At 50.7% G+C, this 23,151-nt stretch carries 20 protein-coding genes and 1 tRNA gene; 14 read left to right on the top strand and 7 right to left on the bottom strand.

Going from position 1 to position 23,151, the window contains the following annotated elements:
• The first annotated feature begins 114 nt into the window (after positions 1-114).
• The 10 genes from H6F80_RS28980 (at position 115) to H6F80_RS04000 (ending at position 12,242) form a co-directional block, all read left to right on the top strand.
• Positions 115-1,251 carry a DUF2382 domain-containing protein gene (locus H6F80_RS28980; RefSeq protein ID WP_199296361.1) on the top strand — a complete coding sequence of 379 codons (1,137 nt, stop codon included), beginning with the start codon at positions 115-117 and terminating at the stop codon, positions 1,249-1,251.
• A gap of 43 nt (positions 1,252-1,294) precedes the next feature.
• The gene (locus tag H6F80_RS04040; RefSeq protein WP_190790321.1) at positions 1,295-1,615 is read left to right on the top strand and encodes a sugar ABC transporter permease; all 321 of its coding nucleotides are present in this window, start codon (positions 1,295-1,297) and stop codon (positions 1,613-1,615) included.
• A 350-nt stretch (positions 1,616-1,965) separates the two neighbouring features.
• A complete protein-coding gene (locus H6F80_RS04035; RefSeq protein ID WP_199296360.1) occupies positions 1,966-3,492 on the top strand; it encodes an MFS transporter in 1,527 nt (508 codons plus the stop codon).
• Positions 3,493-3,567: 75 nt separating this feature from the next.
• Positions 3,568-3,801 (top strand): hypothetical protein, encoded by a 234-nt coding sequence (locus H6F80_RS04030; protein ID WP_190790320.1) that lies wholly within the window; start codon positions 3,568-3,570, stop codon positions 3,799-3,801.
• Positions 3,802-4,227: 426 nt separating this feature from the next.
• On the top strand, positions 4,228-5,700 hold the full coding sequence (locus H6F80_RS04025; protein WP_190790319.1) for an acyltransferase family protein: 1,473 nt from the start codon (positions 4,228-4,230) through the stop codon (positions 5,698-5,700).
• Positions 5,701-5,751: 51 nt separating this feature from the next.
• On the top strand, positions 5,752-7,230 hold the full coding sequence (locus H6F80_RS04020; RefSeq protein ID WP_190790318.1) for a glycosyltransferase family 2 protein: 1,479 nt from the start codon (positions 5,752-5,754) through the stop codon (positions 7,228-7,230).
• Positions 7,231-7,720: 490 nt separating this feature from the next.
• Entirely contained in the window at positions 7,721-8,572 is an 852-nt protein-coding gene (cobA, locus tag H6F80_RS04015; RefSeq protein WP_190790317.1) for a uroporphyrinogen-III C-methyltransferase, read from the top strand.
• A gap of 7 nt (positions 8,573-8,579) precedes the next feature.
• Positions 8,580-9,068 (top strand): rhodanese-like domain-containing protein, encoded by a 489-nt coding sequence (locus H6F80_RS04010; protein ID WP_190790316.1) that lies wholly within the window; start codon positions 8,580-8,582, stop codon positions 9,066-9,068.
• Between the two features lie 256 nt (positions 9,069-9,324).
• Positions 9,325-10,359, top strand: coding sequence for a 2-hydroxyacid dehydrogenase (locus H6F80_RS04005; protein WP_190790315.1), 1,035 nt, complete (start codon positions 9,325-9,327; stop codon positions 10,357-10,359).
• A 242-nt stretch (positions 10,360-10,601) separates the two neighbouring features.
• Positions 10,602-12,242 carry an alpha-D-glucose phosphate-specific phosphoglucomutase gene (locus H6F80_RS04000; RefSeq protein WP_518523511.1) on the top strand — a complete coding sequence of 547 codons (1,641 nt, stop codon included), beginning with the start codon at positions 10,602-10,604 and terminating at the stop codon, positions 12,240-12,242.
• An 18-nt stretch (positions 12,243-12,260) separates the two neighbouring features.
• On the opposite strand, the gene H6F80_RS03995 is transcribed toward H6F80_RS04000, so the two are convergent.
• Positions 12,261-12,590, bottom strand: coding sequence for a hypothetical protein (locus H6F80_RS03995; protein WP_190790314.1), 330 nt, complete (start codon positions 12,588-12,590; stop codon positions 12,261-12,263).
• 494 nt (positions 12,591-13,084) lie between these two features.
• Between H6F80_RS03995 and mgtE the strand changes: the two genes are divergently transcribed.
• Positions 13,085-14,446, top strand: a complete 1,362-nt coding sequence (gene mgtE / locus H6F80_RS03990; RefSeq protein ID WP_190790313.1) for a magnesium transporter — start codon at positions 13,085-13,087, stop codon at positions 14,444-14,446.
• Positions 14,447-14,654: 208 nt separating this feature from the next.
• Here mgtE and H6F80_RS03985 read toward each other — a convergent pair whose 3' ends face one another.
• Positions 14,655-15,413 (bottom strand): HAD family hydrolase, encoded by a 759-nt coding sequence (locus H6F80_RS03985; RefSeq protein ID WP_190790312.1) that lies wholly within the window; start codon positions 15,411-15,413, stop codon positions 14,655-14,657.
• 134 nt (positions 15,414-15,547) lie between these two features.
• On the opposite strand from H6F80_RS03985, the gene cbiB reads away from it, so the two are divergent.
• On the top strand, positions 15,548-16,591 hold the full coding sequence (gene cbiB / locus H6F80_RS03980) for an adenosylcobinamide-phosphate synthase CbiB (RefSeq protein ID WP_518523510.1): 1,044 nt from the start codon (positions 15,548-15,550) through the stop codon (positions 16,589-16,591).
• Positions 16,592-16,598: 7 nt separating this feature from the next.
• Here cbiB and H6F80_RS03975 read toward each other — a convergent pair.
• Positions 16,599-16,671 (bottom strand) — tRNA-Arg (locus tag H6F80_RS03975).
• Positions 16,672-16,724: 53 nt separating this feature from the next.
• Positions 16,725-16,886, bottom strand: coding sequence for a hypothetical protein (locus H6F80_RS03970; RefSeq protein WP_190790311.1), 162 nt, complete (start codon positions 16,884-16,886; stop codon positions 16,725-16,727).
• 145 nt (positions 16,887-17,031) lie between these two features.
• Between H6F80_RS03970 and codA the strand changes: the two genes are divergently transcribed.
• Positions 17,032-18,300 carry a cytosine deaminase gene (codA, locus tag H6F80_RS03965; RefSeq protein WP_190790310.1) on the top strand — a complete coding sequence of 423 codons (1,269 nt, stop codon included), beginning with the start codon at positions 17,032-17,034 and terminating at the stop codon, positions 18,298-18,300.
• A 319-nt stretch (positions 18,301-18,619) separates the two neighbouring features.
• Here codA and H6F80_RS28975 read toward each other — a convergent pair whose 3' ends face one another.
• The 3 genes from H6F80_RS28975 to H6F80_RS03950 form a co-directional block, all read right to left on the bottom strand.
• Positions 18,620-19,618 (bottom strand): fasciclin domain-containing protein, encoded by a 999-nt coding sequence (locus H6F80_RS28975; RefSeq protein ID WP_199296359.1) that lies wholly within the window; start codon positions 19,616-19,618, stop codon positions 18,620-18,622.
• Between the two features lie 157 nt (positions 19,619-19,775).
• Positions 19,776-21,092, bottom strand: a complete 1,317-nt coding sequence (locus tag H6F80_RS03955) for an FAD-dependent hydroxylase (RefSeq protein WP_242067148.1) — start codon at positions 21,090-21,092, stop codon at positions 19,776-19,778.
• Positions 21,093-21,231: 139 nt separating this feature from the next.
• Complete coding sequence (locus tag H6F80_RS03950; protein WP_190790309.1) at positions 21,232-22,422, bottom strand: class I SAM-dependent methyltransferase; 1,191 nt, start codon at positions 22,420-22,422, stop codon at positions 21,232-21,234.
• 381 nt (positions 22,423-22,803) lie between these two features.
• On the opposite strand from H6F80_RS03950, the gene H6F80_RS03945 reads away from it, so the two are divergent.
• The coding region (locus H6F80_RS03945) for a bilin-binding protein (protein WP_518523509.1) at positions 22,804-23,151 on the top strand (348 nt) is incomplete at its 3' end.

Genomic DNA, 23,151 nt, shown 5'->3' with positions numbered 1-23,151 from the left:
ATGATTAGCAGATGATTAATGGAGTGATGCGATCGATGAAGAATCAGTGAAAGCTGAGGAACCTCGATTGCTCACTCTTGTTCCATTCATAGCGGAATTACATAGGTGAAAATTATGACAAACTTTTTCAGACTCAAATCCTCTGATCCAGACTTCCACCGCTTATTTGACAGAAGCAATATTGATCACTTTAAGGTTTACACCAGCGATCGATCGTTGATTGGTCAGGTTGCTGATACCTGGGTTGACGAAGCAGGACGATATTACTTACTGATCGATCGCAATCTTGAGCCGAATGCTCCCAATCGGAATGAGCAAGTTTTAGTGCCGCTTAATCGATTCCAGATTGATTCTCATGCTCATCAGATTCACACTGAAATTAGCGCAGCACAAATCTCTGGCTTACCGATCGTCACTTCCGAAGGAATCGTCCGGGGTGCGGGTCAAACGGTTGCTAATCAGGCGATCGGCACTTCTACGGTAGAAAATTCGGCCGCAAGTGCGGCAGTTCGTCCTACGTCTGTATCTGATGCTGCCACAATGCGCACCTTTGCTCCGCTTGAGGCTTCCTCGCCGCTTGAAGGGGCTGCTCCGCTTGACATTCCCTCTCCAAGTAAAGACGTGCAGCGTGTCGTCATGCCGAACGTGGCAATGGCAAATCCAACGGTTTCTGCACCTGCTCCCACCGCGCAACCGATTCAACAAGCTGTTGAACAACCAACGATTGCCCCTGCACCTGTGGCTGAAGTGCTTGCTAGCCCGGTACAGCCTACGCCGGCTAAAACGTCTGTCCGCATTGCTCAGGAAGAGAAGATTCAGCTGCTGGAGGAACGGCTCGTCGTCAATGCTCGTAAGCAGAAAATTGGCGATGTGATCATGCGAAAGGAAATCGTCACCGAGATGATTCAGGTTCCAGTTCGGCGCGAAAAACTCATTGTTGAGCAAATTAGCCCAGAGCATCGAAAACTGGTAGAAGTTGATTTGAATCAGGGCGATCGCTCGACGATTGAACTCATTGAATCACTCAATGCCAACTCAAATCTCACAAGCTCTCAAGTCGGTCAGCCCATCGGTCACGGCACAAACGGACAGGGTTCGCTGATGTCGATTCAGGCGGCTAGCCAACTGCTGGCAGAATTGGCAAATCGTCCAGAATATCAGGGAGCAAACGTCAGAATTGAATTTGCTGACCCTGGACTCCAGGCAGATTATCAGCTCCGATCGCGGCAGTTTCCAACGAATTCTTACTAAGCAAATGAATTAGGTCTATCCGGTCTGGATAGAACTGTAATGCGTGGGCTGCTATGCAAAAGCTGAAAATGAAGAAGTGGTTGGCTATTTGTTTATCATGCCAGCCCTTCTTGTTTTGGGGACATTTTTTGTACTGCTGATTCTTTACTCTATTTTTCTATCGTTTCAGAAGGTTCAACTTCTGGGCAATACTCAATATCAGTTTGTTGGTTTGAGAACCTTGACGATTGCTGGAAGACGATTGCGTTTGGATCGCGCTAAAAAGCACGGTTCAATCGGTAGCGATTGTGGTTCCAGAACAGGCTATTCTGACATTGACGCTTGCGGTTACTCTAAACGCAGGAATTCGAGGAAAAGCGGTTGATTGGCTGAATTCTGATCAGGGCATGATTGCTGCTGTTTAACCCGGCTTGATTCCCCATTTACTCAACCGCCCTGTAACATTTTCCTGAGCATCCGCTGAAGGAGAGATTTTTTGACAGCTTACGATTGTGAATAACGTCACAGCAGTTAATAGAAATCGTTGAATCCCTCTGCGGAACATTGCAACTTCTTTCAGAGGGAGGGTGTGTCTTAACAACCCTCAATTTATCTTTGTAGAAACGATTACCTGTGCAGGTATGTTGAGAATGCAGCAGATTGTATCGCTCGATTCCTCACAGGTTAAGCAGTGTCGAGTCAGTGTTTCATCGCTTCTATTTACTGAGGTTAGCAGTGGATTCTTTGTCTATCGATACCGTTTCTTCAGAAAATTTTGAGCAGGCTGCCACAATGAGCCAGCTTCCAACGGTTACCCCTTTAGGGAACTGCGAAGCAACTGAAGTTATCCCATCGAATGAACAACTTTCCCCGAAAACCTCAAAGAACGTTATCCGTAGAAGTCTGAGAGCCTCGACGCTCGATGGCGTGTTTGCGACTGTTTTTTCTAATACAACGGGCGGAGTTCTTCTAAGCAATTTCATTCTCAATTTAGGAGCAACTTCAACCCAGATTGGCTTGCTCGCATCCATTCCGATGCTGGCAAATTTGTTGCAGCCGATCGGAGCTTATTTCTCTGAAAAAACAACGAGTCGCCACCTTTATTGCCTCTGGATCTACGGCATTTCTCGCTTGCTGTGGGTCGTGTTGGTAATTGGCATTTTTCTCACAAGCTGGTATCACTTTGATGCACAAGCCCTCATTTTTTGGACGCTGGGAATCTCGCTGGCAACTCATCTTTTGGGCGCATTGGGCAGTGCATCTTGGCTAAGCTGGATGGCAGTGCTGGTTCCCCGTCGCTTAAGAGGACGCTATTTTGGCTTTCGTAATAGTGCTGCAAACCTGACCAATCTGATTAGCATTCCGCTACTGGGTTTGATTATCTCTCTCTGGTTCAGAGGCACGCTCGAAGGATTTGCCATTGTTTTGGTGCTAGGAATTGTTTTTGGCATTGTGAGTCTGGCATTTCAGTTTCTGATTGTGGATGTCAATCCTCAAATGCAACATTTAATCTCAAAAGATAGAACTCAAGATATACAAAACCGGAAAGAAAATCAGGGGGATCAAAATCAGAAAGAGAATCAGGAGGAACGATCGCAATTTTCCCTAAAGCAATCTTTTCTTGACATCTTGAAGGACACGAACTTTCTGATGTTTCTGCTGTATTTCAATCTGTGGATGTTTTCGGTTAATTTATGTGCGCCTTTTTTTAACTTATATTTGCTAGATAATTTGAAGCTTGATATTAGTCAGGTCACGCTTTACAACAGTCTCACTGCGGCAGCTAACCTGCTGATGCTGCTCTTTTGGGGGAAGGTCGCCGATCGCATTGGCAATCGTCCGATTTTGATTGGCGTTGGCATTCTGGTTGCCGTCACGCCGCCGCTCTGGCTGTTTACAGGAGCGAATGAACTCTCGGTCTGGCTCTGGCTGCCACTGCTGCATATTTTAGGGGGGGCAACCTGGGCGGCGATCGATCTTTGCACCAATAACTTGCAAATTGGAGTCGCGCCGGTGCAGAACCAATCTGCTTACTTTGGAATTGTGGCCGCAGTAGCAGGGGTGAGCGGAGCACTGGGAACGCTAGCGGGCGGATATTTAGCGCAGGTAGATGGATGCGGCTTGTTTGGTATTTTTGCCCTGTCTGGGGTTCTGCGTCTGGTTGCCCTTTTACCGCTGGTGTTTGTTCATGAGCAGCGCAGTCAGCCGTTACATCAAGTAATGCAGCTTATTTTTCCCACAGCAGAGGAATCTTCGGTTTGAATCTCCTTTTCGATAGATGGATTGGCAGTAAGGGTGAGTCAAGGTGAAAAAGTGACACCTCAAGAGGATTTCATTATGACTACTAACAACAACAGCAGAGTTATTAACGACCTAGAATACGATTTGCTGGCAGTTCTGAAGAACAAATCGGATGCGGTTCAGCTCTACGATACCTACGTGAAGGATGCCGAGTCGGCTGGTTCTCAACCCTGTGTTGAACTGTTGAAAAAAATTCAAGAAGAAGACAGAAAGCACGCCGAAGAAGTTCGGAATCACCTGAAAGAAGTCATGCAAAAAGGCAAAATGTAATTTACCCTTGCTTTTGATGATTGAACTTGTTCGATCGCAGCTTGATCCCGAATGAATTCGATCGAGAATTGCATCATTAGAACGATTTCACAGGTTGCTAAAAATGGATAGAGTGCTGCTTTGTGAATCAGCAGGGCAGCACATTTTGTTGAGTAAATATTACTACTAAGCAAATATTACTACTGATAAGGTTGCTACTGGTAAATATTGCTACCGGAAGTGTTGGAGGATATTTGAGTAGTATGAGCGGTTTTACAATACCCCCTAAATCCCGCAACTTTTGACTTGCCACTCTCCAAGAGCAAGGGGGGACTTTGAATGTAGGCGAGGTGGCTCGGTTCTTTCCAAGGTTGTGGGGCTAAGGAGGCTGTTCGGGACGCATTTCGGTCAATCAGGTCAATCAGTAGGTTCAATCAGTAAAAACTCATGAAAAACGCCCGTGTTGCTGAAAAACAAGCTCAGCGTTCTTCACACAAAGAATCCTCTTCCCGGCTGGTCTGGGTTGAGGGAATTCGGGTGTTTGCGGCAGTCATGGTGCTGCTTTATCATGCCCAACTATTGTTTACCGACTATGGCTACACCCCGCAGCCGACAGGCTTGATCGATAACCTGGGGCGAATTGCCTATGCCTCCGATCGCCTTGGACCGGGCATTTTAGGAAAGGCGTTGAGCGTGCCGATCTGGTTTGGCTATCAAGCCGTAGATCTGTTTATTCTGCTAAGCGGCTTTACCACGGTTCTCTCGCTTAAGGGTAGACCGCTGGAACCTGTGCAGTTTCTTCGCCGTCGATTTACCCGAGTTTTGTTTCCCTACTGGACGATCGCCTGGTGCAGCTACCCGATTCTGTGGCTGATTGGACAACTGACCAATCGCTACAGCCCTGACCCCTGGAATATGTTTACAGGAGCCGTGTTTCCACTATTGTTTGAGTTTGATGGCGAGCAGCTCCTTGCCACAAGCGGTCCCTGGTGGTTTGTACCCCTGATTCTCAGCTTTATTTTGATCTTTCCGCTGCTGTGGAAGCTGCTGCATCGCTGGGGCGCGTGTCGGCTGCTGCTGGTGAGTTTAGGACTTACGATCGCCTATCGCACGATGGCAGTTTACTGGTTTGGCGGGCATCCAACTTATGTGGTGTTCGAGACCAGTCACGATTGGCTACCGTTTGTGCCGTTTTTAGCGCGGCTCAGTTCCTTCGTGGTGGGTATGGTGCTGGCTCAGGCATTTTTGCAGGGCAGAGGCGTTTTGTTCTGGCGGCTGCGGCGGGTCGTTCTGCTGAGTAGCATGGTGTATGCGATCGGCTGGCTGTGTCAGTTCAGTCGTTTTGGTTGGATTTTTGCCGATTTACTGTTGCCGATTGGCTTGGCAGGGCTTTGCTATGCCATCTGCCGCTGGCTGCAAAAGTCAAGGCTGCTGGAAGCCGCGATGGGCAGGCTGGGTCGCCACACCTATAGCTTTTTCTTAATTCATAACTTCGTAATCGATCGCACAATTCATCTCTCAGTTGGAAATTCTTTGCCGTCCTACTCCCGTCTCTTGCCACTCCTGGTAGTAGGAACCTTGATTTTGTCTGTTCTTGCAGATTACACTACTCCACTGATCCAGCAGTTGACGATGGCATTCCTGCGGAGCGTGGATCACGCTTTGATACCCGCCTCAGGGCAGCAGCAAACTTGGGGGTTCCAGGTCGGCGATCGGGTTCGCTATGGCGACGAAGGTGGCTGGACGATCCTCCAGGTGGGACGATTACTTGACGGTAAGCGGCTCTATCTGTGTCAATCTGACTACAGAAGCAAAACCCAATGGGTCACGCAGCAGGAGCTTGAACTCGATAAATCGTCCCCAGGCGAGAAGTCGCATCACAATCTGTCAGCTAGATCTCCCACAAGGGGGCAGATGTGAGGCATCCTGTAGCCATTAGCAACTCATTGTTCAGTGAGGAGGGTAACGTAAGTGAGGAAGTGGACGGTCGAGCTACGCAAGGCATTGGTTGCCCATGTCGTGCTGATTGGTTTTCCAACGATCGTGTTTTATTGGATGCGGCTAGAAGGCTGGAGCGTCACCAGTCTACATCTGCTGATTGCCACGTTCTATGTGATTAGTGGGCTGATGCTGCTGGTGGAATCGACCAGTGCGATCGCTCGTCGTTTCGCCACGGATGATTATAAGGCTGAGCGCAATCGCTTTCGTCGATTTTATTACCGTTTTAAATCTCGTTTGGGGCTGGGGGGCGCAAGACAGCCTTATCCCAAGTTGCCCGTTCCTCGCTGTTCCTTCCTGCTGGCTGCCTATTTGCCCAATGAGCAAGAAATCATCCTGGAAACGCTGGAACATATTCTGCTGAACGTGCAGCGTCCGCCAGACGGAATCGAGGTCGTGCTGGCATACAACACCCCCCACGACTTATCGATCGAGGAAAATTTGCGAAGGCTTGCCCAGGTTTACCCAGAACTCAAGCTCTTGCGGGTGGAGGGAAGTCGATCGAAAGCCGAAAACCTCAATGCCGCCTTTGATCTGGTTACTGGAGAAATTACCTGCATTCTGGACGCGGATCATCACCCCGCGCCCGATTGTTTGTTTCGGGCATGGCACTGGATCGAGCAGGGCTATGACGTAGTGCAGGGACGCAGCATTATTCGCAACCACCAGGAGAATTTGCTGACCCAGACGATCGCCATTGAGTTTGAAATGATCTACGGCATTGTTCACTCGGCAAAATCTTTTCTCACGGATTCCAGCATTTTTGGCGGCTCCAACGGTTACTGGCGAACTGAGGTACTGAAGCAAATTCGCTTTAATGCGGCAATGCTGACCGAGGATATTGATGCCTCAATGCGAACCCTGCTCCAGGGCTATCGGATTTTGCACGATCGCAGCATTATCAGCACCGAACTGGCTCCAGTGGATTTGAAATCTTTCTGGTTTCAGCGCAAACGCTGGGCGCAGGGCTGGCTGGAAGTAGCACTCAAATATCAGCGACAGCTCTGGAATTCCGATAAGCTCAGCTTAGTGCAAAAGGCTTTCTGGATTTATTTGCTTTATTACTGTGAGTTTTATTCGCTGGTTGCTATCCAGATTATTCCGATCGTCCTTAGCCTGTCGCTATCCGATGGCACAATTCCCGATAACCTGAATAACTATCTGTGGTTCAGCACAATGATTTCGTTTATCGGCGGAGTCTATCAAACGCTAGCAACCGCGAAAGTGGCTCAGGTACGCTATCCACTCTACTACTACGTCAATCACGTCCTGATGCTGGTTCCCTATATTTTCTTTAAGAATATTATTGCGATCGTGGCAATCTATGACCATGTGCGCGGACACTCAAGCTGGCTCGTGACTCCACGCGGCAAGCAGCCCTACTACATTTCAAATCTGCAAAAAGAGACTGTTCCTCCTTCTCCCTCGGTCTTGAATTCAACTAAATCGTAAGCCGGGGGTCATCGCGGAACCCCCAACCGGAAACTGGATTGGGATTCCCCTACTTGTCGGGGTTGGGAGGCTAAAGCAGGACTGCTGATACTTCCAAACTATGCCTCCAGCCTGCGTTCTAGCAATTGTCATCTGCGTCTGACAAATTCGCTCGGGTTCAAGGCTCATTCCTGATCGAGTTCGCTAGACTAAGGTCATACGCCAAAACAAATAAATTCAGTGGTTCCCAGGCATATCCTGGGAATTTCTGTTTTCAGCTCGCGTTTTCGATCGACTTGGATACAAAATCAGCATTTGCCCCATGCAGGTTCTTCATAAATGGTAATATTTTGTATTCAGCGATACTGGATTCCGCATCGGTCACGCCTATTGTTCTGTTAAAAGCACAAGGTACAAGGCTTTAAAGACACCAGTTTTAAGACACTAGTTCTCAGACCCTCGTTAAGACGCAAGTTTGCCCAAGCAGTACTCTCCTCATCCCCTCTCCTGCATGAACGACGACATCACCCTGCCGAATCAGTCGATTTTCCGGTCTGCCGCTTCAGTCTCCAGTCACGAATGCTCTAATCCGATCGCCCCTTCCGTGGGCAAAGTTTATCTGGTGGGCGCGGGTCCAGGCGATCCGGGCTTGATGACGCTGAAGGGCAAGGGACTACTCGAACACGCTGATGTGGTGATTTATGATGCGCTGGTAAGCCCGCCGATCCTGGCAATGATTAATCCTGACGCTGAAAAAATCGATGCAGGCAAGCGGCGGGGACGACACTCCCTGGTTCAGGAAGAAACCACCCAGCTTCTCGTCGAGAAGGCGCAGCATCACGCGATCGTCGTGCGGCTCAAAGGCGGCGATCCCTTTGTCTTCGGGCGGGGCGGCGAAGAAATGGAAGACCTGATGCAGGCAGGCGTTCCGGTGGAAGTTGTACCGGGTATCACGTCTGGGATCGCGGCTCCGGCGTATGTGGGCATTCCGCTCACCCATCGCGCCTACAGTTCGTCGGTCACATTTGTCACAGGTCATGAGTCAGCAGGCAAATACCGTCCGCAGGTGAACTGGCAGGCGATTGCCCACGGCTCAGAAACGATCGTGATTTACATGGGCGTTCATAACCTGCCCCATATTGTGCATGAACTCACCGCCGCAGGTTTAGACCCTCACACGCCGATCGCCCTGATTCGCTGGGGAACCCGTCCCGACCAGGAACAGCTCATTGGTACACTAGAGACGATCGCTCAGCAGGTCGAAGAAACCGGATTTGAGGCTCCGGCGATCGCCGTAGTGGGTCGTGTGGTCGATCTGCATCAAACCCTGGCGAATGTAATGCTTCCGCCTGTCGTTTTGTGATTGAGCAATGGTCGCCCTGCCTGCCTGGTTACGTTCCCTTCTCTGGAAACTGGTCAAGCGTTCAATTCGGCGCAAGTTTCCCCAGGTGCAGCCGATCGATCCCGCAACCCTGACAGCGCAGCTTCAACAAGAGCCAAAACCCGTTTTACTCGATGTGCGATCGGCTTCGGAATACGCCGTGAGCCACCTGCCAGCAGCACAGCAGATTGATCCCGCCACCAAAGACTTCTCTGATCTCCCTTACCCGCCCGATACGTCGATCGTCTGTTATTGTTCGGTCGGCTATCGATCGGCACGACTGTGCGCTCGCTTGCAGGCAGCAGGCTATCAAAATGTTCGCAATCTGGAGGGGTCGGCTTTTGAGTGGGTCAATCAGGGCTATCCGGTGTATCGAGAGGAGCAAAGGGTGCGATCGATCCATCCGTATAATGCTCAGTGGGGACTGCTGTTAGACAAGGCTGATGTTGAAAAAACAGAGCGTGAACTGCCTCCCTAGCTTCCCAATTCTTGGGGGAACCGAGTTAGCCTCCTGTTGGGTTTCAAAGTGTCCCCTAAAGTTGACCTGTTTCGGGGGCAATGTAGACCCTTAAACACTCGTCAAACAATTCCTAAAATTTATCAAAAAGCAAAAGGTTCATTCTCGCCCAAAAAGCAAATTTACAGCTTTTTTTTGGGTTAAATCCCTCTCCTGATAGTTTAATTAAGGCAGCTTTCCATCGATCGTCTAATTAGCATTTTGCTTGAGGTGCGGGATGAAAGTTGCGGTTTTTAGTACCAGGGAATACGATCGGCAATTTCTTGAAGTCGCGAACTATGACCATGAGCATGAACTCGTCTTTTTTGAGGTGCAGCTCAATCGCAATACGGCTTCTTTAGCAAATCGCTATCCGGCAGTTTGTATCTTTGTGAATGATGTTGCCGATGCAGCGACCTTAGAAATTTTGGCATCGCATGGAACAAGTCTGATTGCGCTCCGCTCTACCGGGTTTAATCACGTCGATCTCAAGGCTGCGGCACGACTCGGAATGCAGGTTGTGCGAGTTCCGGCGTATTCGCCTTATGCGGTCGCAGAACACGTCGTTGCGATGATTCAAACGCTAAACCGCAAAACTCATCGTGCCTACAATCGCGTTCGGGAAGGTAACTTTTCCCTTGAAGGACTGCTCGGCTTTGATCTGCATGGTCGCACGATCGGCGTAGTGGGAACTGGCAAGATTGGGCAAATTTTCGCTCAGATTATGAACGGCTTTGGCTGCCAGGTATTGGGCTACGATTTGTTCAAAAAACCCGCATTTGAAGCAGTTGGTCAATATGTCGATCTGCCCGAACTGCTGTCTCAGTCGGACATCATCTCACTGCACTGTCCCCTCACGCTGGAAACGTATCACCTGATTAACCCAAAAGCGATCGAGCAAATGAAGCCGGGAGCCATGCTAATTAATACCAGCCGGGGGGGGTTGGTTGATACCGAAGCAGCGATCAAAGGCTTAAAGTCAAAGAAGATTGGCGCCTTGGGTTTAGATGTGTACGAGCAGGAATCTGACCTGTTTTTTGAGGATTTGTCCAACGAAATTATTCAGGATGATTTATTTGAGCGATTGACTACATTTCCGAATGTTTTGATTACGGCGCATCAGGCATTTTTCACCAAGGAAGCGTTAGAAAATATTGCCGAAACAACGATGCAAAATATTTCTGATTTTGAGAACGATCAGCCGCTCAAGAACGAAGTCAAAGCAGAGGAAAAAATCGTCTCCAAATCACCCGCACCTCGCAGTCGCCCATGATTTGCGCGAAAGGGAATGTGAGGGCTGTGCCCCGGCAAAGGCAGCCAGAGAGATCTTCCAGCATCCCAAACACCCACCCGCTACTTCTCCATCATCCTTCTAGACAGAATTATTCAGCGATCGGTTAAACTTGCTCTGATGCATCATCTATCCCTTTTTGTCGAGTTTCTGTTTCGCTTTAAATCTGTTTCGCTTTAAATGTTTAGCTTTAAAGAGGATGCCAAACCTCCGCTCAAATTCCCGTGAAAAGCATTAATATTCGCACCGTTGCTACCACGCCGTATCTAGATCAGAAACCCGGCACTTCGGGACTGAGAAAGCCCGTCCAAACCTTTCGCCAGTTTCGCTATCTGGAAAACTTTGTGCAGGCAATCTTTGATGGTTTAGACTGCGCAGGGCAACTGCTGATACTGAGCGGCGACGGACGCTACTATAACCGAACTGCAATCCAGATCATTCTGAGAATGGCGGCAGCAAATGGATTTGCGCGGGTCAAGGTGGGGCAGGGCGGCATTCTCTCGACTCCGGCGGCTTCTGGGATGATTCGCAAATTTGGCGCAGTTGGCGGCATCATTCTGTCTGCTAGCCACAATCCGGGCGGCGTGAACGGCGATTTTGGCATCAAGTTCAACAGCAGCAATGGGGGACCCGCTTCTGAAACGGTTACGGATGAAATCTACCAGCGGAGCCGCACGATCGATCGCTTCAAACTCATGGAAGTTTCAGATGTTGATCTCGATCGCTTGGGCGAAACGCAGCTTGGCGAAATGCTCGTTGAAGTGATTGATCCGATCGCGGACTATATGAGTCTGATGGAGAAGATTTTTGACTTCGATCGAATTCAGTCTCTCTTGATCTCCGGCAACTTTCGCATGTGTTTTGATGCAATGCACGCCGTTACAGGTTCCTATGCCCATGCGATCTTTGAGCGGCGACTGGGCGCATCGGTTGGAACCGTGCAAAATGGCATCCCGCAAGAAGATTTTGGCGGCGGACATCCTGACCCCAACCTGGTGTATGCCAAAGAACTGGTCGATCGTCTGTTTGGGCATAACGCGATCGATTTTGGTGCCGCCTCAGACGGAGACGGCGATCGAAATATGATTTTAGGACGGCGGTTTTTTGTGACGCCTAGCGATAGTCTGGCAGTGTTGGCGGCAAATGCTCATCGGGTTCCGGGTTATCGAACCGGATTGGCAGGAGTAGCGCGATCGATGCCCACCAGCGCAGCCGTCGATCGGGTCGCGGCAAAACTTGGAATCGGCTGCTACGAAACCCCGACGGGCTGGAAGTTTTTTGGCAATTTGCTGGACGCTGGGAGAATCACACTCTGCGGCGAAGAAAGCTTCGGCACTGGCTCAAACCACATCCGCGAGAAGGATGGACTGTGGGCAGTGCTGTTCTGGCTCAATTTAATTGCCGTACAGCAGCAGTCGGTGGAACAAATCGTACAGAATCACTGGCGCACTTACGGACGCAACTACTACTCACGGCATGACTATGAAGGCATTGAAACCGATCGCGCCGAAACCTTAATTGCCCAGCTGCGATCGAAACTGCCCAGTCTCAAAGGAGAAAGATTTGGACAATACGAAGTCCAGTACAGTGACGACTTTGCTTATCTTGACCCGATCGATGGCAGCATCAGCCAACAGCAGGGCATCCGAATCGGATTCACGGACGGCTCGCGCATCGTGTTCCGGCTATCCGGCACAGGTACTCAGGGCGCGACACTGCGGGTTTACCTGGAACGGTACGAACCCAACATCAACTGCCAGAGCTTCGAGGTACAGCAAACGCTAACGGACTTTATTGAGATTGCCGATCGCCTTGCCCAAATTCGATCGCTCACAGGGATGGCTCAACCCACAGTGATCACTTGAAGGAATATCCTTATCCCATCAAGCCGCAGGTTCGTCGCGCTCAGGCTTAGGCGATTGGGCTTGAAGCAGGCGCGTCAGGCGATCGGCAGACCACTGCTCAGACGGATAAGCCACTGCAACAATTTGCGATAGGCGGATCAGCCAGGTGGTAGACAGGCAAGGTTCACTGGAGGATTCGGTTTTATCAGGGGTGTAAATGCAAAGCACCTCGACAAATTCTGAATCCAGATAAATGGGTCTTCCTGCATAGCGATCGCCTGGAACTTCGATCCAAACCTTGCTGCCGCTTTGCAGGGCTTCGTTTAACCGATCAAAAAGCCGATTCGAGAGCCGATTCTTTTCCAGCATAGTTTTACTCCTACCTATAAGGAGGCATCAGCGACTACAACGGATGCGATATGAATTTCTGAACAATATCACAGCCTGCTGACGTAATGTTGCCCTAGATAGATGGCAAATCTTCTGTATGACCAGTGGATGACCCAATTGATGACAAAGAGGCGATTAAGCGACGACCAGCGTAAAATTACGCCTCCTATCTGCTGCGGTTCTGCCCTGATACCGATTCTCAAGCCAAACCGCTCCTGATCTCCGTCAATTTGCGTAAGTCCATGTTCTGAAAGTTGCGTGAAGCTTTTCTAATTGCGGCACAAGCGGGTTATTATGTCGGGTAGCAATGTCCAATTTATTGGCATTGATGTTGAATTCTGTTTTCTCTATGGACCGAAGTCCATTCCCCCACAGTACATAGCCCCTGCACGGTAAGCCATTGCACGTCTGACCTAGTAAGTCTGACCCAGGATGAGTTTCCCGGCGCGAGGGGAATTCATAGGAGGTTCTTAATGCTTACCCAGGAACGCAAGCTTGCCCTGTCGGAATTTTCTGTGGGCGATCGGCTATCTGACTTAAACCGCCTAAAAGCAGAACTTACCGAACTGCAATCGGTAGATATCAGCGAGTATATTAGCGAACTGCCCTCAGAACAAAGAGCGATCGTTTTCCGGCTGCTGCGAAAACAGCAGGCAACCGATGTGTTTGAATATTTGCCTGCCGACATTCAGGAATCGCTGATTGAGTCTTTGCACGCGGTGGATGTGCGGCAGTTAGTGAACTCAATGCGTCCAGACGATCGGGCTGAACTGTTTGACGAATTGCCCGCTCGAATTGTGCGCTTGCTCCTTCAGCAACTTAGCCTCGAAGAACGTCAGGCAACCGCGATTATTCTCGGCTATCCCGAAGGCACTGCCGGACGGATTATGACTACTGAGTATGTGAAGCTGCGCGAGGGCTTGACCGTTGGACAGGCGTTAGAAAAGATTCGCCGCACAGACGAAGACAAGGAAACCATTTACTACGCCTACGTCACCGATGACTCGCGCCGCTTGATGAGCGTTGTTTCACTGCGTCAGTTGCTGTTTACCTTTCCAGATGTGCTGATTCGCGATATCGCCAGCGATCGGGTGATTAAGGTCTACACCGAAATGCCCCAGGAAGAAGTGGCGCGGCTAATGCAGCGATATGACCTGCTGGCGGTTCCCGTGGTCGATCGCGAAGATCGCCTGGTTGGAATTGTAACGATCGATGACGTGATCGACGTGCTGCAACAAGAAGCCACCGAAGACATCCAGAAACTTGCTGGAGCCGGAGGAGATGAGGCTGCGCTGTCGCCGCCCATCGTCACCATTCAAAAACGTCTGCCCTGGCTGCTGCTCAACATTGCGCTTTACGTGGGGGCTGCGAGTGCGATCGCACCGTTTCAGTCAGTGATTTCGCTGGTTCCGGTGCTAGCAGTCGTGATGCCCATTCTGTCTAATACGAGCGGCAATGTGGCAATTCAGGCACTCTCGGTGACAGTACGCGGCTTGGGCATTGGAGAAGTTACTCACGCCGATACGTTCAAAATCCTTCGCAAAGAGCTGCTGGCAGGACTGGGAACCGCTGCCGGGCTGGGACTCGCGCTGGCGATCCTGTCGCTGCTCTGGGCAGTTCCGGCAGAAAGATGGGTGTCGTTCGTGGCGGGTGGCGTCATGATTGTGAATGTCTTTATTGCCGCTAGTCTAGGAACCTTACTGCCGATGGGACTGAAGCGAGTTGGACTCGATCCGGCTCTGATTAGCGGTCCACTGCTGACGACCACCCTGGATGCTGTCGGATTTTTCACCTTTCTAAGTTTGGTCTCGATCGCCCTTAAGTTCTTTGGTTAGAGGGATTCTGGGAAGTTGGGTCTAGCGGGATTGCTGAATAAGTGTTTGAGGCTTCCAGCTCCCCAAATATCCCTTAATGCTGGAGGACTTTGAAATGAGCAAACTTGCTTTTGTTTGCCAAATTTCTTGTCACGCACCAAGTGCAGGATTTACAGTTTCCTATTTCTAGCAAGATTTATGAGTTTAAGATAGGTGATTAAGTATGAGTTTAGATTGATACATCATTAAGCAACGATCGCGCTAGCTCACAAAATCCTTCTGCTTCTTCTGCCTGCGTAATGTAAGTGGGTTTGTGAGTGAGGCGGTCGCCATAGTGACCAATATTTGCCACACCAACAGAATGCGGGAAGAAACAAGCATCAAACAAGCTCTCGTCGTTGGGACTATCGCCGATCGTGATCACCTGATCAACTGAGATATCGGAAAACTGCTGACGAAGCACCTGCAACAGTCCGGCTGCTTTGTTCTGCTCCAACGGCAAAATGTGACACTGCACGGTGCTGTAGGTAAATCCCCAGCCTTGCTGCTGACACCGATCGCTTAACTGCTGAAGCTCTGCCTCGGATAACTCCCCGATGTCAAACGTCCAGTCTGTTATCCGAAACCGATTGTCTGCAGACTCTTGAATGTGAGGCACGATCGTCTGCAACTCACCAAACATCTGCGCTAATTTTTGCCGATGCAGCGCAATCTCAGGAATCGAAACGATCAGCTCGAGTTTTGGATGATCTGCCTTGTAGAACAGCCCTCCGTTCTCTGCGATCGCAGCAGCCACAGGCAAATAGCTCACGATCGCATTTACCCATCCTGCCGATCGCCCAGTCACAATCACTACTGGAATTTGAGCGTCTTGTAAATCGGTCAGAACTTGCAGCAGGGGGGCAGTGAATTTGCCCGATCGGGTAAGAGTTCCGTCCATGTCGGTTGCAATCAGGCGAATTGATTTGGGGGAAGGAAGGGAAAGCATCGGAGTTAAGTGGATAGGTAATCGCTTAGGTAATTGTTGAGGCGATACGAATACAGGTTTACGAATACAGATTGTAGAAGAGACGATAACGTTAGAGCGGGTTGGGATGGAATGAGCCGCAAGTTTGAGAACGTATGGAGTTTGCTTTGATGACGCTGCCAGAGGAACTGCTTTCGATCGACCCCCTCAAGGAAATTGCTTTGCAGTCACCCGTGATGAGTCTCCTTGTTCTCATAGGAGCAGCAGGGCTGGATTGCTGGATTGGCGATCCGTGGGGCTGGCTTCATCCGGTGCAAGTGATGGGTTGGGGAATTCAGCAGTATAGCCGATGGGCGTTGGGGTTCAAATCCACGATCGTTCAGCGATCGGCAGGGGTGGGCTTGGCGATCGGGATAATAGGTCTGAGTGCGCTGACTGGCTGGCTGGCAATCGCAGGAGCAATCTGGCTGCATCCGCTGTTTGGGGCAATTACGGCGATCGTTCTTCTGGCAAGCTGTTTTGCGGGGCGTAGTCTGCGACGGGCAGCAGAAGATGTGCTGGCTCCTTTACAGGCAGGCGATTTAGCAATGGCACGATCGCGGCTCAGTCTTTATGTCGGGCGAGAGACGGCTGATCTAGATGAAGCAGAAATTTTGCGAGCCGTGCTGGAGACCGTGACTGAAAATGCGGTGGATGGCGTGCTGGCTCCTTTGTTTTACGCGATCGTCGGGTCGTTTTCCCCTATTGGGGCTGTTCCACTGGCACTGGCATACAAAGCGGCAAGCACGCTGGACTCGATGGTGGGCTACCGGGAAGCCCCCTATCAAGATCTGGGCTGGTGCAGTGCCCGATTAGAAGATGGCTTAACCTGGGTTCCCTGTCGGCTGACGGTGTTGACGCTGGCATTACTGTCGGGTCAACCGCGAAAAGTCTGGCAGATTTGCTGCCGAGATGCGCCTCAAGATCCAAGTCCTAATGCAGGCTGGAGCGAATGTGTTTATGCGGCAGTGCTGGGGGTGCAGGTGGGCGGCAAAAACCAGTATCACGGTGTAATCAAAAACAAGCCGCTGTTGGGAGATCCCATTCATCCCATTACGTACGATCGCATCCAGCAGGCGATGAACTGGACAAGACGAGTTTTTCTGCTGTGGTTGGCGATCAGTGTCGCTGCCACGCTATGCGTCACGAACCTTCTCTAATCCTCTACGAGCATGGAGGGACTCGAACCCCCGACCCTCAGAACCGGAATCTGATGCTCTATCCACTGAGCTACATGCCCTCGAACCTTCCCTATCATAACAGCTCAATGATTCATCAGCAAACTTTGTGGTTTCAGGAATTGGTGATTAAGCAAATTAAAGCTTTCGTCGCTCCGAGCTTGAGCTGCGAAGGTTTTGGGGATGCCACTGCATGAAGTCGAAATTGTTGATGCCGATCGGGTTCCAGTTTGCCAAACCCGGCAATTACGCCATTCTCATCTGCACCAATTCTCATCTGCACCAATTCTCATCTGCAACAACGGTGAAACGTTGAAGCCCTGATTAACGGTAGCCTAAACTTCTGCGATCGTCGCTGACAAATTGCTATGCTCATCAGGTGATTGACCCATTTCCATTCCCATCATTTCGGGTAAAAGTCTATGTCTGTACCTGCTTGTGATTTGCTGCTGCGTCGGGGCAAAATTCTGTGGCAAAATGCACCTGCCGAAATTGCCGATATTGCGATCGATCAGGGTCAGATTGTGGCGATCGCGCCTCAGTTGAACCATGCCGCGCAGCTTGAGCTAGATTTGCAGGAACAGATCGTCAGTCCGCCTTTTGTGGAGTCGCACATTCACTTAGATTCTGCATTGACTGTTGGAGAACCGCGCTGGAACCAAACCGGAACCCTGTTTGAAGGCATTGAAATCTGGCGAGAGCGCAAGCAGAATTTGACGATCGAAGATGTAAAGCAGCGGGCGATCGAAACCCTGAAGCAGCAGGCAATGCAAGGCGTTCTCTTTGTTCGTTCTCATGCGGATGTCAGCGAGAAAAATCTGGTTGCGCTGAAGGGCTTGCTAGAAGTGCGCGATCTGGTAAAGGATTGGATGACGCTTCAGGTGGTCGCTTTTCCGCAGGACGGAATTTACGGCAGTCCAGACAACGAGGCGTTGATGGAAGAAGCCTTGAAGCTGGGCGTTGATGTGGTCGGGGGTATCCCACACTACGAGCTGACCCGTGAGGATGGCGTGCGATCGATTGATCGAATTTTTGAATTAGCGCAGCAGTACGATCGGCTGATTGACGTGCATTGCGATGAGATTGACGATGATCAGTCTCGTTTTTTGGAAGTGATTGTGGCAAACGCAATTCGATCAGGCATGGGGTCGCGGGTGACCGCTAGCCACACCACTGCGTTTCATTCCTACAACAATGCCTATGCGTTTAAGCTAATGGGCTTTCTTCAGCGCACATCGGTTAACTTTATTGCCAATCCGCTGATCAACATTACGCTTCAGGGACGCACTGACACCTACCCCAAACGGCGCGGCGTGACGCGGGTAAAGGAATTGTGGCAGCAGGGGCAAAACGTCAGCCTCGGACATGACTGCATCTGCGATCCGTGGTATTCGCTCGGTACAGGAAATATGCTGGATGTGGCAAGTATGGCTCTGCACGTCTGTCAGATGACCGGAACCGAAGAAATGAATGCCTGTTACAACATGGTGACGTGGCACGGGGCAAAAACGCTGCACGTTGAAGACCAGTACGGCATTGAGGTAGGCAAACCAGCAAACTTAATCGTGCTGGAGGCTGACAGCCGCTATGATGCAATTCGCCGCCGTGCTGCCGTCCGGTACGTCATTTCACGCGGTAAGCTGCTCAGCATAACGGAGCCTGCCCGATCGCACTGGAAGGGCGAAGCCTAAGCAATAACTGCAAAGCGATTTCTGGCGTTGCTGAATAAGCGTATGATACGCCCCCCTAGCCCCTCAAAGTTGGGGGAACCAGAATTCAAAGTCCCTCAGTATTGAGGGATTTAGGGGGCGATGCAGAAGCTAAATTTGCACCCTTCATATCCCGATTCAGCAACGCCAAAAAAGGAGCCACAGGCATCTTCAAGGGAAGCATGTCGTGACTCCTAAATCACTCTCATTAAAAAGCAAAGCGGTGAATAGACCGCTCACCAGAAACGATCGCCGACTTTAGCAAAAGCTGAAATCGTTAATGTTGCGATCGCAGAACTTTTTACCACAGTCCTCGAACAGGGGCAGGAGTCTGGGTAGTCGTTGCTCTGGTGGTTCCGGTGGTACCAGTGGTTTGGGTTCTGACGGTTCCGGTCGTGCCAGTGGTTTGGGTTCTGACGGTTCCCGTGGTCTCAGTCGTTTGAGTTCTGACGGTTCCCGTGGTGCCAGTTGTCCCCGTAACGCCAGTCGTTCCCGTTGTGCCACTAGTTTGGGTTCTGGTCGTTCCGGTAACTCCAGTTGTCCCCGTAACACCGGTGGTTCCGGTCGTGCCGCTGGTTTGGGTTCTGGTCGTTCCGGTCACTCCGGTAACTCCGGTGGTTCCCGTGGTTCCCGTGGTTCCCGTGGTTCCCGTGGTTCCCGTGGTTCCAGTAGTTCCCATTGTGCCAGTGCTTCCAGCAGTCTGAGTTCTGGTGGTTCCAGGGGTTCCGGCAGTTTGAAGGCGGTCGCTCAACTGAGAGGCAATCGATTGTGGAACAAGAACTTCATCGATCGCATGAATCACGCCATTGCTGGCTTCTACATCAGGAGTCGTCACCGTTGCGTTATTCACCGTAACGCCAGAAGATGCAGCCTGAATATTGAGTGGGCCGTTGAGACTATCCACTGAACCACTACGAATCTGGCTGGAAGGTAGCTCACCCGAAACCACATGGTAGGTAAGAATCTGCGTTAGCAAATCCCGGTTTTGCGGCTCAAGCAATGCCTGGAGCACGCCAGGAGGAAGGGCAGCAAACGCCTCATTGGTTGGCGCAAAGACGGTAAGAGGTCCGGGTCCAGATAGGGTTTGAACTAATCCTGCTGCCTGCACCGCTTGAACCAGGGTACTGAAATTAGGATTGGCAGCCGCTACACCCACGATCGTATTAGAAGCTTGCGTTGCAGTTGCGGGAGCGGAGGGCTGAGAATTTGTGGACTGAGCCATTGCCGCAACAGGGGCAAAACTTCCTGCACTGATAGCAAACACGATTGCCAGTGCCTTAGAACTGATTTTTATAGTCATCGTTCACTCCTTAATCGTGCTTCGTCCAATATTACCCGATTTGTGAAGAAAACTTAAAGCACGGCATCACATATAACAAATGACAATGATAAATAAATTAATGATTGAGGAATGATTGAGGCGATCGGCAAAGCAATTCACCCTTTGGCAATCGACCTCAGGAAGGGCTAGGAAGCAGCGGCTCCGTCTCTTTTCGCTCTTCAAGGGATTGAGCCTGATGAGACAGAGTAACATCCGGAGATTTTCCGCTCGTCCCCGTCATTAGCTTCAGTGCGAGAAATCGCAGCGGGCGGATTGCTCCCATTACGTGTAAACCTAACCGCCGCACCAGCACGATCGGCAGCACAGTATTCGAGAAAAAGCGATCGAGAAAATCGGTGAACCCAAGAATCATTAGATTTTCAAATTTGCGCCAGCGTTCATATCGCCGCAGAACTTTGAGACTGCCTACATCCTCGCCGCGCTGATAGGCCGTTTTGATCACCTGTGCCAGTGCTGCCGCATCGCGAATGCCCAGATTCATGCCCTGTCCGCCCACGGGATGACAGCAGTGAGCCGCGTCGCCCACCAGTGCCAGCCGAGACAAGGTATATCGATCGCTCTGCATCAGCTTCACCGGAAACAGGAGTCGATCGCCCAGCAATTCAATCTTGCCCAATTGCCCATCATATCGACGCTCCAGCTCTGCCAGAAACTCAGATTCTTCGACTTCCAGCCATTTTTTAGCTTCCGCATGGGGAGCAGTTAAGACAATCTGACAGCGATTCTCCGGCAGAGGCAGGGTCGCAAACGGACCACTTGCCCAGAAATGCTCGCGCGCGATGTTGCCGTGAGATTTCTCAGGACGAATTACCGCCGTAATACAGGACTGCCAGTATTGCCAACCTTGGGTCTGAATGCCTGCGGCTTCACGGAGAGGCGATCGAGAACCATCTGCGGCGACCAGGAGGCGTGTTTGCACCGTCTGAAGCTCTCCTGCAATCGAGAGCGTGAGCGTGACGCGATCAGTCTGATAATCCGCCTGCTGCACTTCCGCCGGACAAATCCAGGTGATTGACTCTGCGCCTTCCAGCCGATTCAGCAATGCCTGCACAATCACATGATGTTCGCCCACGTAGCCCAGTTCATCGGTGCCCAGGTCCTCAGGCTGCAACCTTACAACCGCAGGATAATGCTCATCGGCAAGGGAAATCTGCTGAAAGGTGGTAATCTGCGGCAGAATCTCGTCCCAGATGCCCAGCCCTGCAAAGATCTTGCCAGACATTAATGTAATCGCGTATGCCCGATGAAACTGGAGTCCTGCGTCACGCGGCTTTGCCTCAATCAGGGCAATCTTTAAGCCCGTGTCTTTGAGGGCACAAGCCAGAGTTAAACCGACAATGCCGCCCCCCACGATCGCCAAATCAAACAGAGCAGGCAGGGAGCCAGAAGAGGAAACCGAAGCAGACTGAGCCAGAATCATTCGAGACAGCAATAGAAATTACAGGCAGAAAATTACAGGCAGATAAGTCCCAAACTGATTGACTTTAGCAATCAATTCAGGTTATGAGCCGCAATACTTTTATTCTGCCGCGACCGACTAAGAGAAGCAAGGCAAACCGAACATTGCAGAATTATTGTGCAGGGGAAAGTAAAATTAGCTGCTGGGACTGGAGCGATCGCACCCCAGCCAAATCTAAATCTACAGTTTGTAGAATTTCTCGAACCGATCGCGTCTGATTGCCGTCTGCGGCTTTGAGAAACTGCCATTCGGCTTCGCTCAGGTTCACAATCTGGTAGTCGTAGTTAAATAGACAGCGACTATCCCACCCGTCCATACAAGGGCTGCGAGCGGGCATGGCAGACAGCAGCGTTTCGTCGTCCGACCAGTCCGGTTTCGGAAGCGGCTCGCGTCCGAGGAAAAATTCGTAGTGGGTAATGGTTTCCGGGTCGAGCAGTTCGATCAGGCGATACCGCTGGCGATCACTAAGGTGGGCGGCACGATCCAGTAAATCTGGGGCTTTGTGAAGAAGGCGATCGAGCTGCCAGACACGAGGATTTGAGAAACCAATGAACTCTAGCCCCGAAGCGTCGATCAGTTCAAATAATGTATCGATGTTGTAATCAATCTCCTGAGGGTGAACGTACATATCTGCAAAGCATTCGTCCTTCTGGTTTTCCAGCGACCAGCGTTCTTGCTCTCGCTTCACCAAACGGTTGTTTTCTGGCAATGCACTCAAGATTTTGCGTCCAACCTGAACGCCGTCTTGATAGTTGCCGCGCTGGTCTCCCTGAAGGAGGGCGATCGCCTGCTGCATCAGCTTAATTTCCCAGCGTCCTAATTCTCCATAAACAAAAATGTGCATAATGCCACCCGGAGCTAGCTTTTTTGCCAAAGCTTGAATGCCGCGAATTGGGTCAGGCAGGTGATGCAGAACGCCAACGCAATTAATAAAGTCAAATTCGCCCGAAAGCTGCCCTACATCATAAAGACTCAGGTGATGAAACTGAACTCGACTCGCGCCGCTCCGCTGACATCGCTCCTGGGCGACAGCAAGAGTTCCGGCACTGAGATCAATTCCAGTGACTTGCGCTTCAGAATTGAGATGCACCAAATACTCGGTTCCTACACCTGAGCCACAGCCCGCATCCAGAATGCGAACATCCTGCCGGGAAGGCTTCTGTCCGGTGCAAAAGTTGTAGGCAGCGAGCCAGTTCCATCGCCAGTTGTAGCCAGGGGGCGGCTCATCCAGCAGGGGTTCCGGTGGAAAAGGGTAAGTGTCGTAGAGTTTGGCAACAGCAGCGGAAATTGCAGAATCAGACATAGCCTCAGGAGTTGCAGGGGTGAGAGGGCAGCAAATTTGAGTGTATCGAAAAGGGGGACAGCGATGGGGACCTAAATACTCGTGATGAGAAAGTAACAAAACTTATACACATCCTCAGGTATGCTGCCTCGATCCCCTATGATTTTCTGTGTGGCACTCTTCGGTTCTCTACATGGTTCTTAATAATTTCATGTGGAACCCCGAAACGTTCTAATTTAATACTTAGCCAGTTGACCCTGGGCAGTCGTTCTGGTGAGCTTTATTGGAGGTCGTAGACGCTGTGAACCCGTAAACCGTGAACACAGTCAAGCGATATTTCATGAGCGGCACTTAGGGGCAGGTCTAAATGCAATCACTATATAAGGGAGCTTTTGAAATCCAATGAGTGTTAAGGCGAGTGGTGGAAGCTCTGTTGCGCGTCCGCAGCTATATCAAACCGTACCTGTCGCAACCATTTCTCAAGCTGAGCAGCAAGACCGTTTTCCGGGACGGGCAGAGCTAAATGAGCTTTCCGGCTACTTCAACTCTGGTTTGAAGCGGCTAGAAATTGCACAAATCCTGACCCAAAACTCGGAGCTGATTGTCTCTCGCGCTGCCAACCGAATTTTTGTGGGTGGCTCTCCGATGGCGTTTCTCGAAAAGCCTACGGAAGAAGTGCCCGTCATGATGACCATGGGCGGTACAGCACTGGATACCAAAGAAGCCATGAAGCTGGGAACCGCAACCTAT

Source organism: Leptolyngbya sp. FACHB-711 (assembly GCF_014695615.1).
GTDB lineage: Bacteria > Cyanobacteriota > Cyanobacteriia > Elainellales > Elainellaceae > Leptolyngbya_A.
Note: the sequence above shows the minus strand (reverse complement) of the source record. Positions and strands in the feature narration are given on the sequence as shown.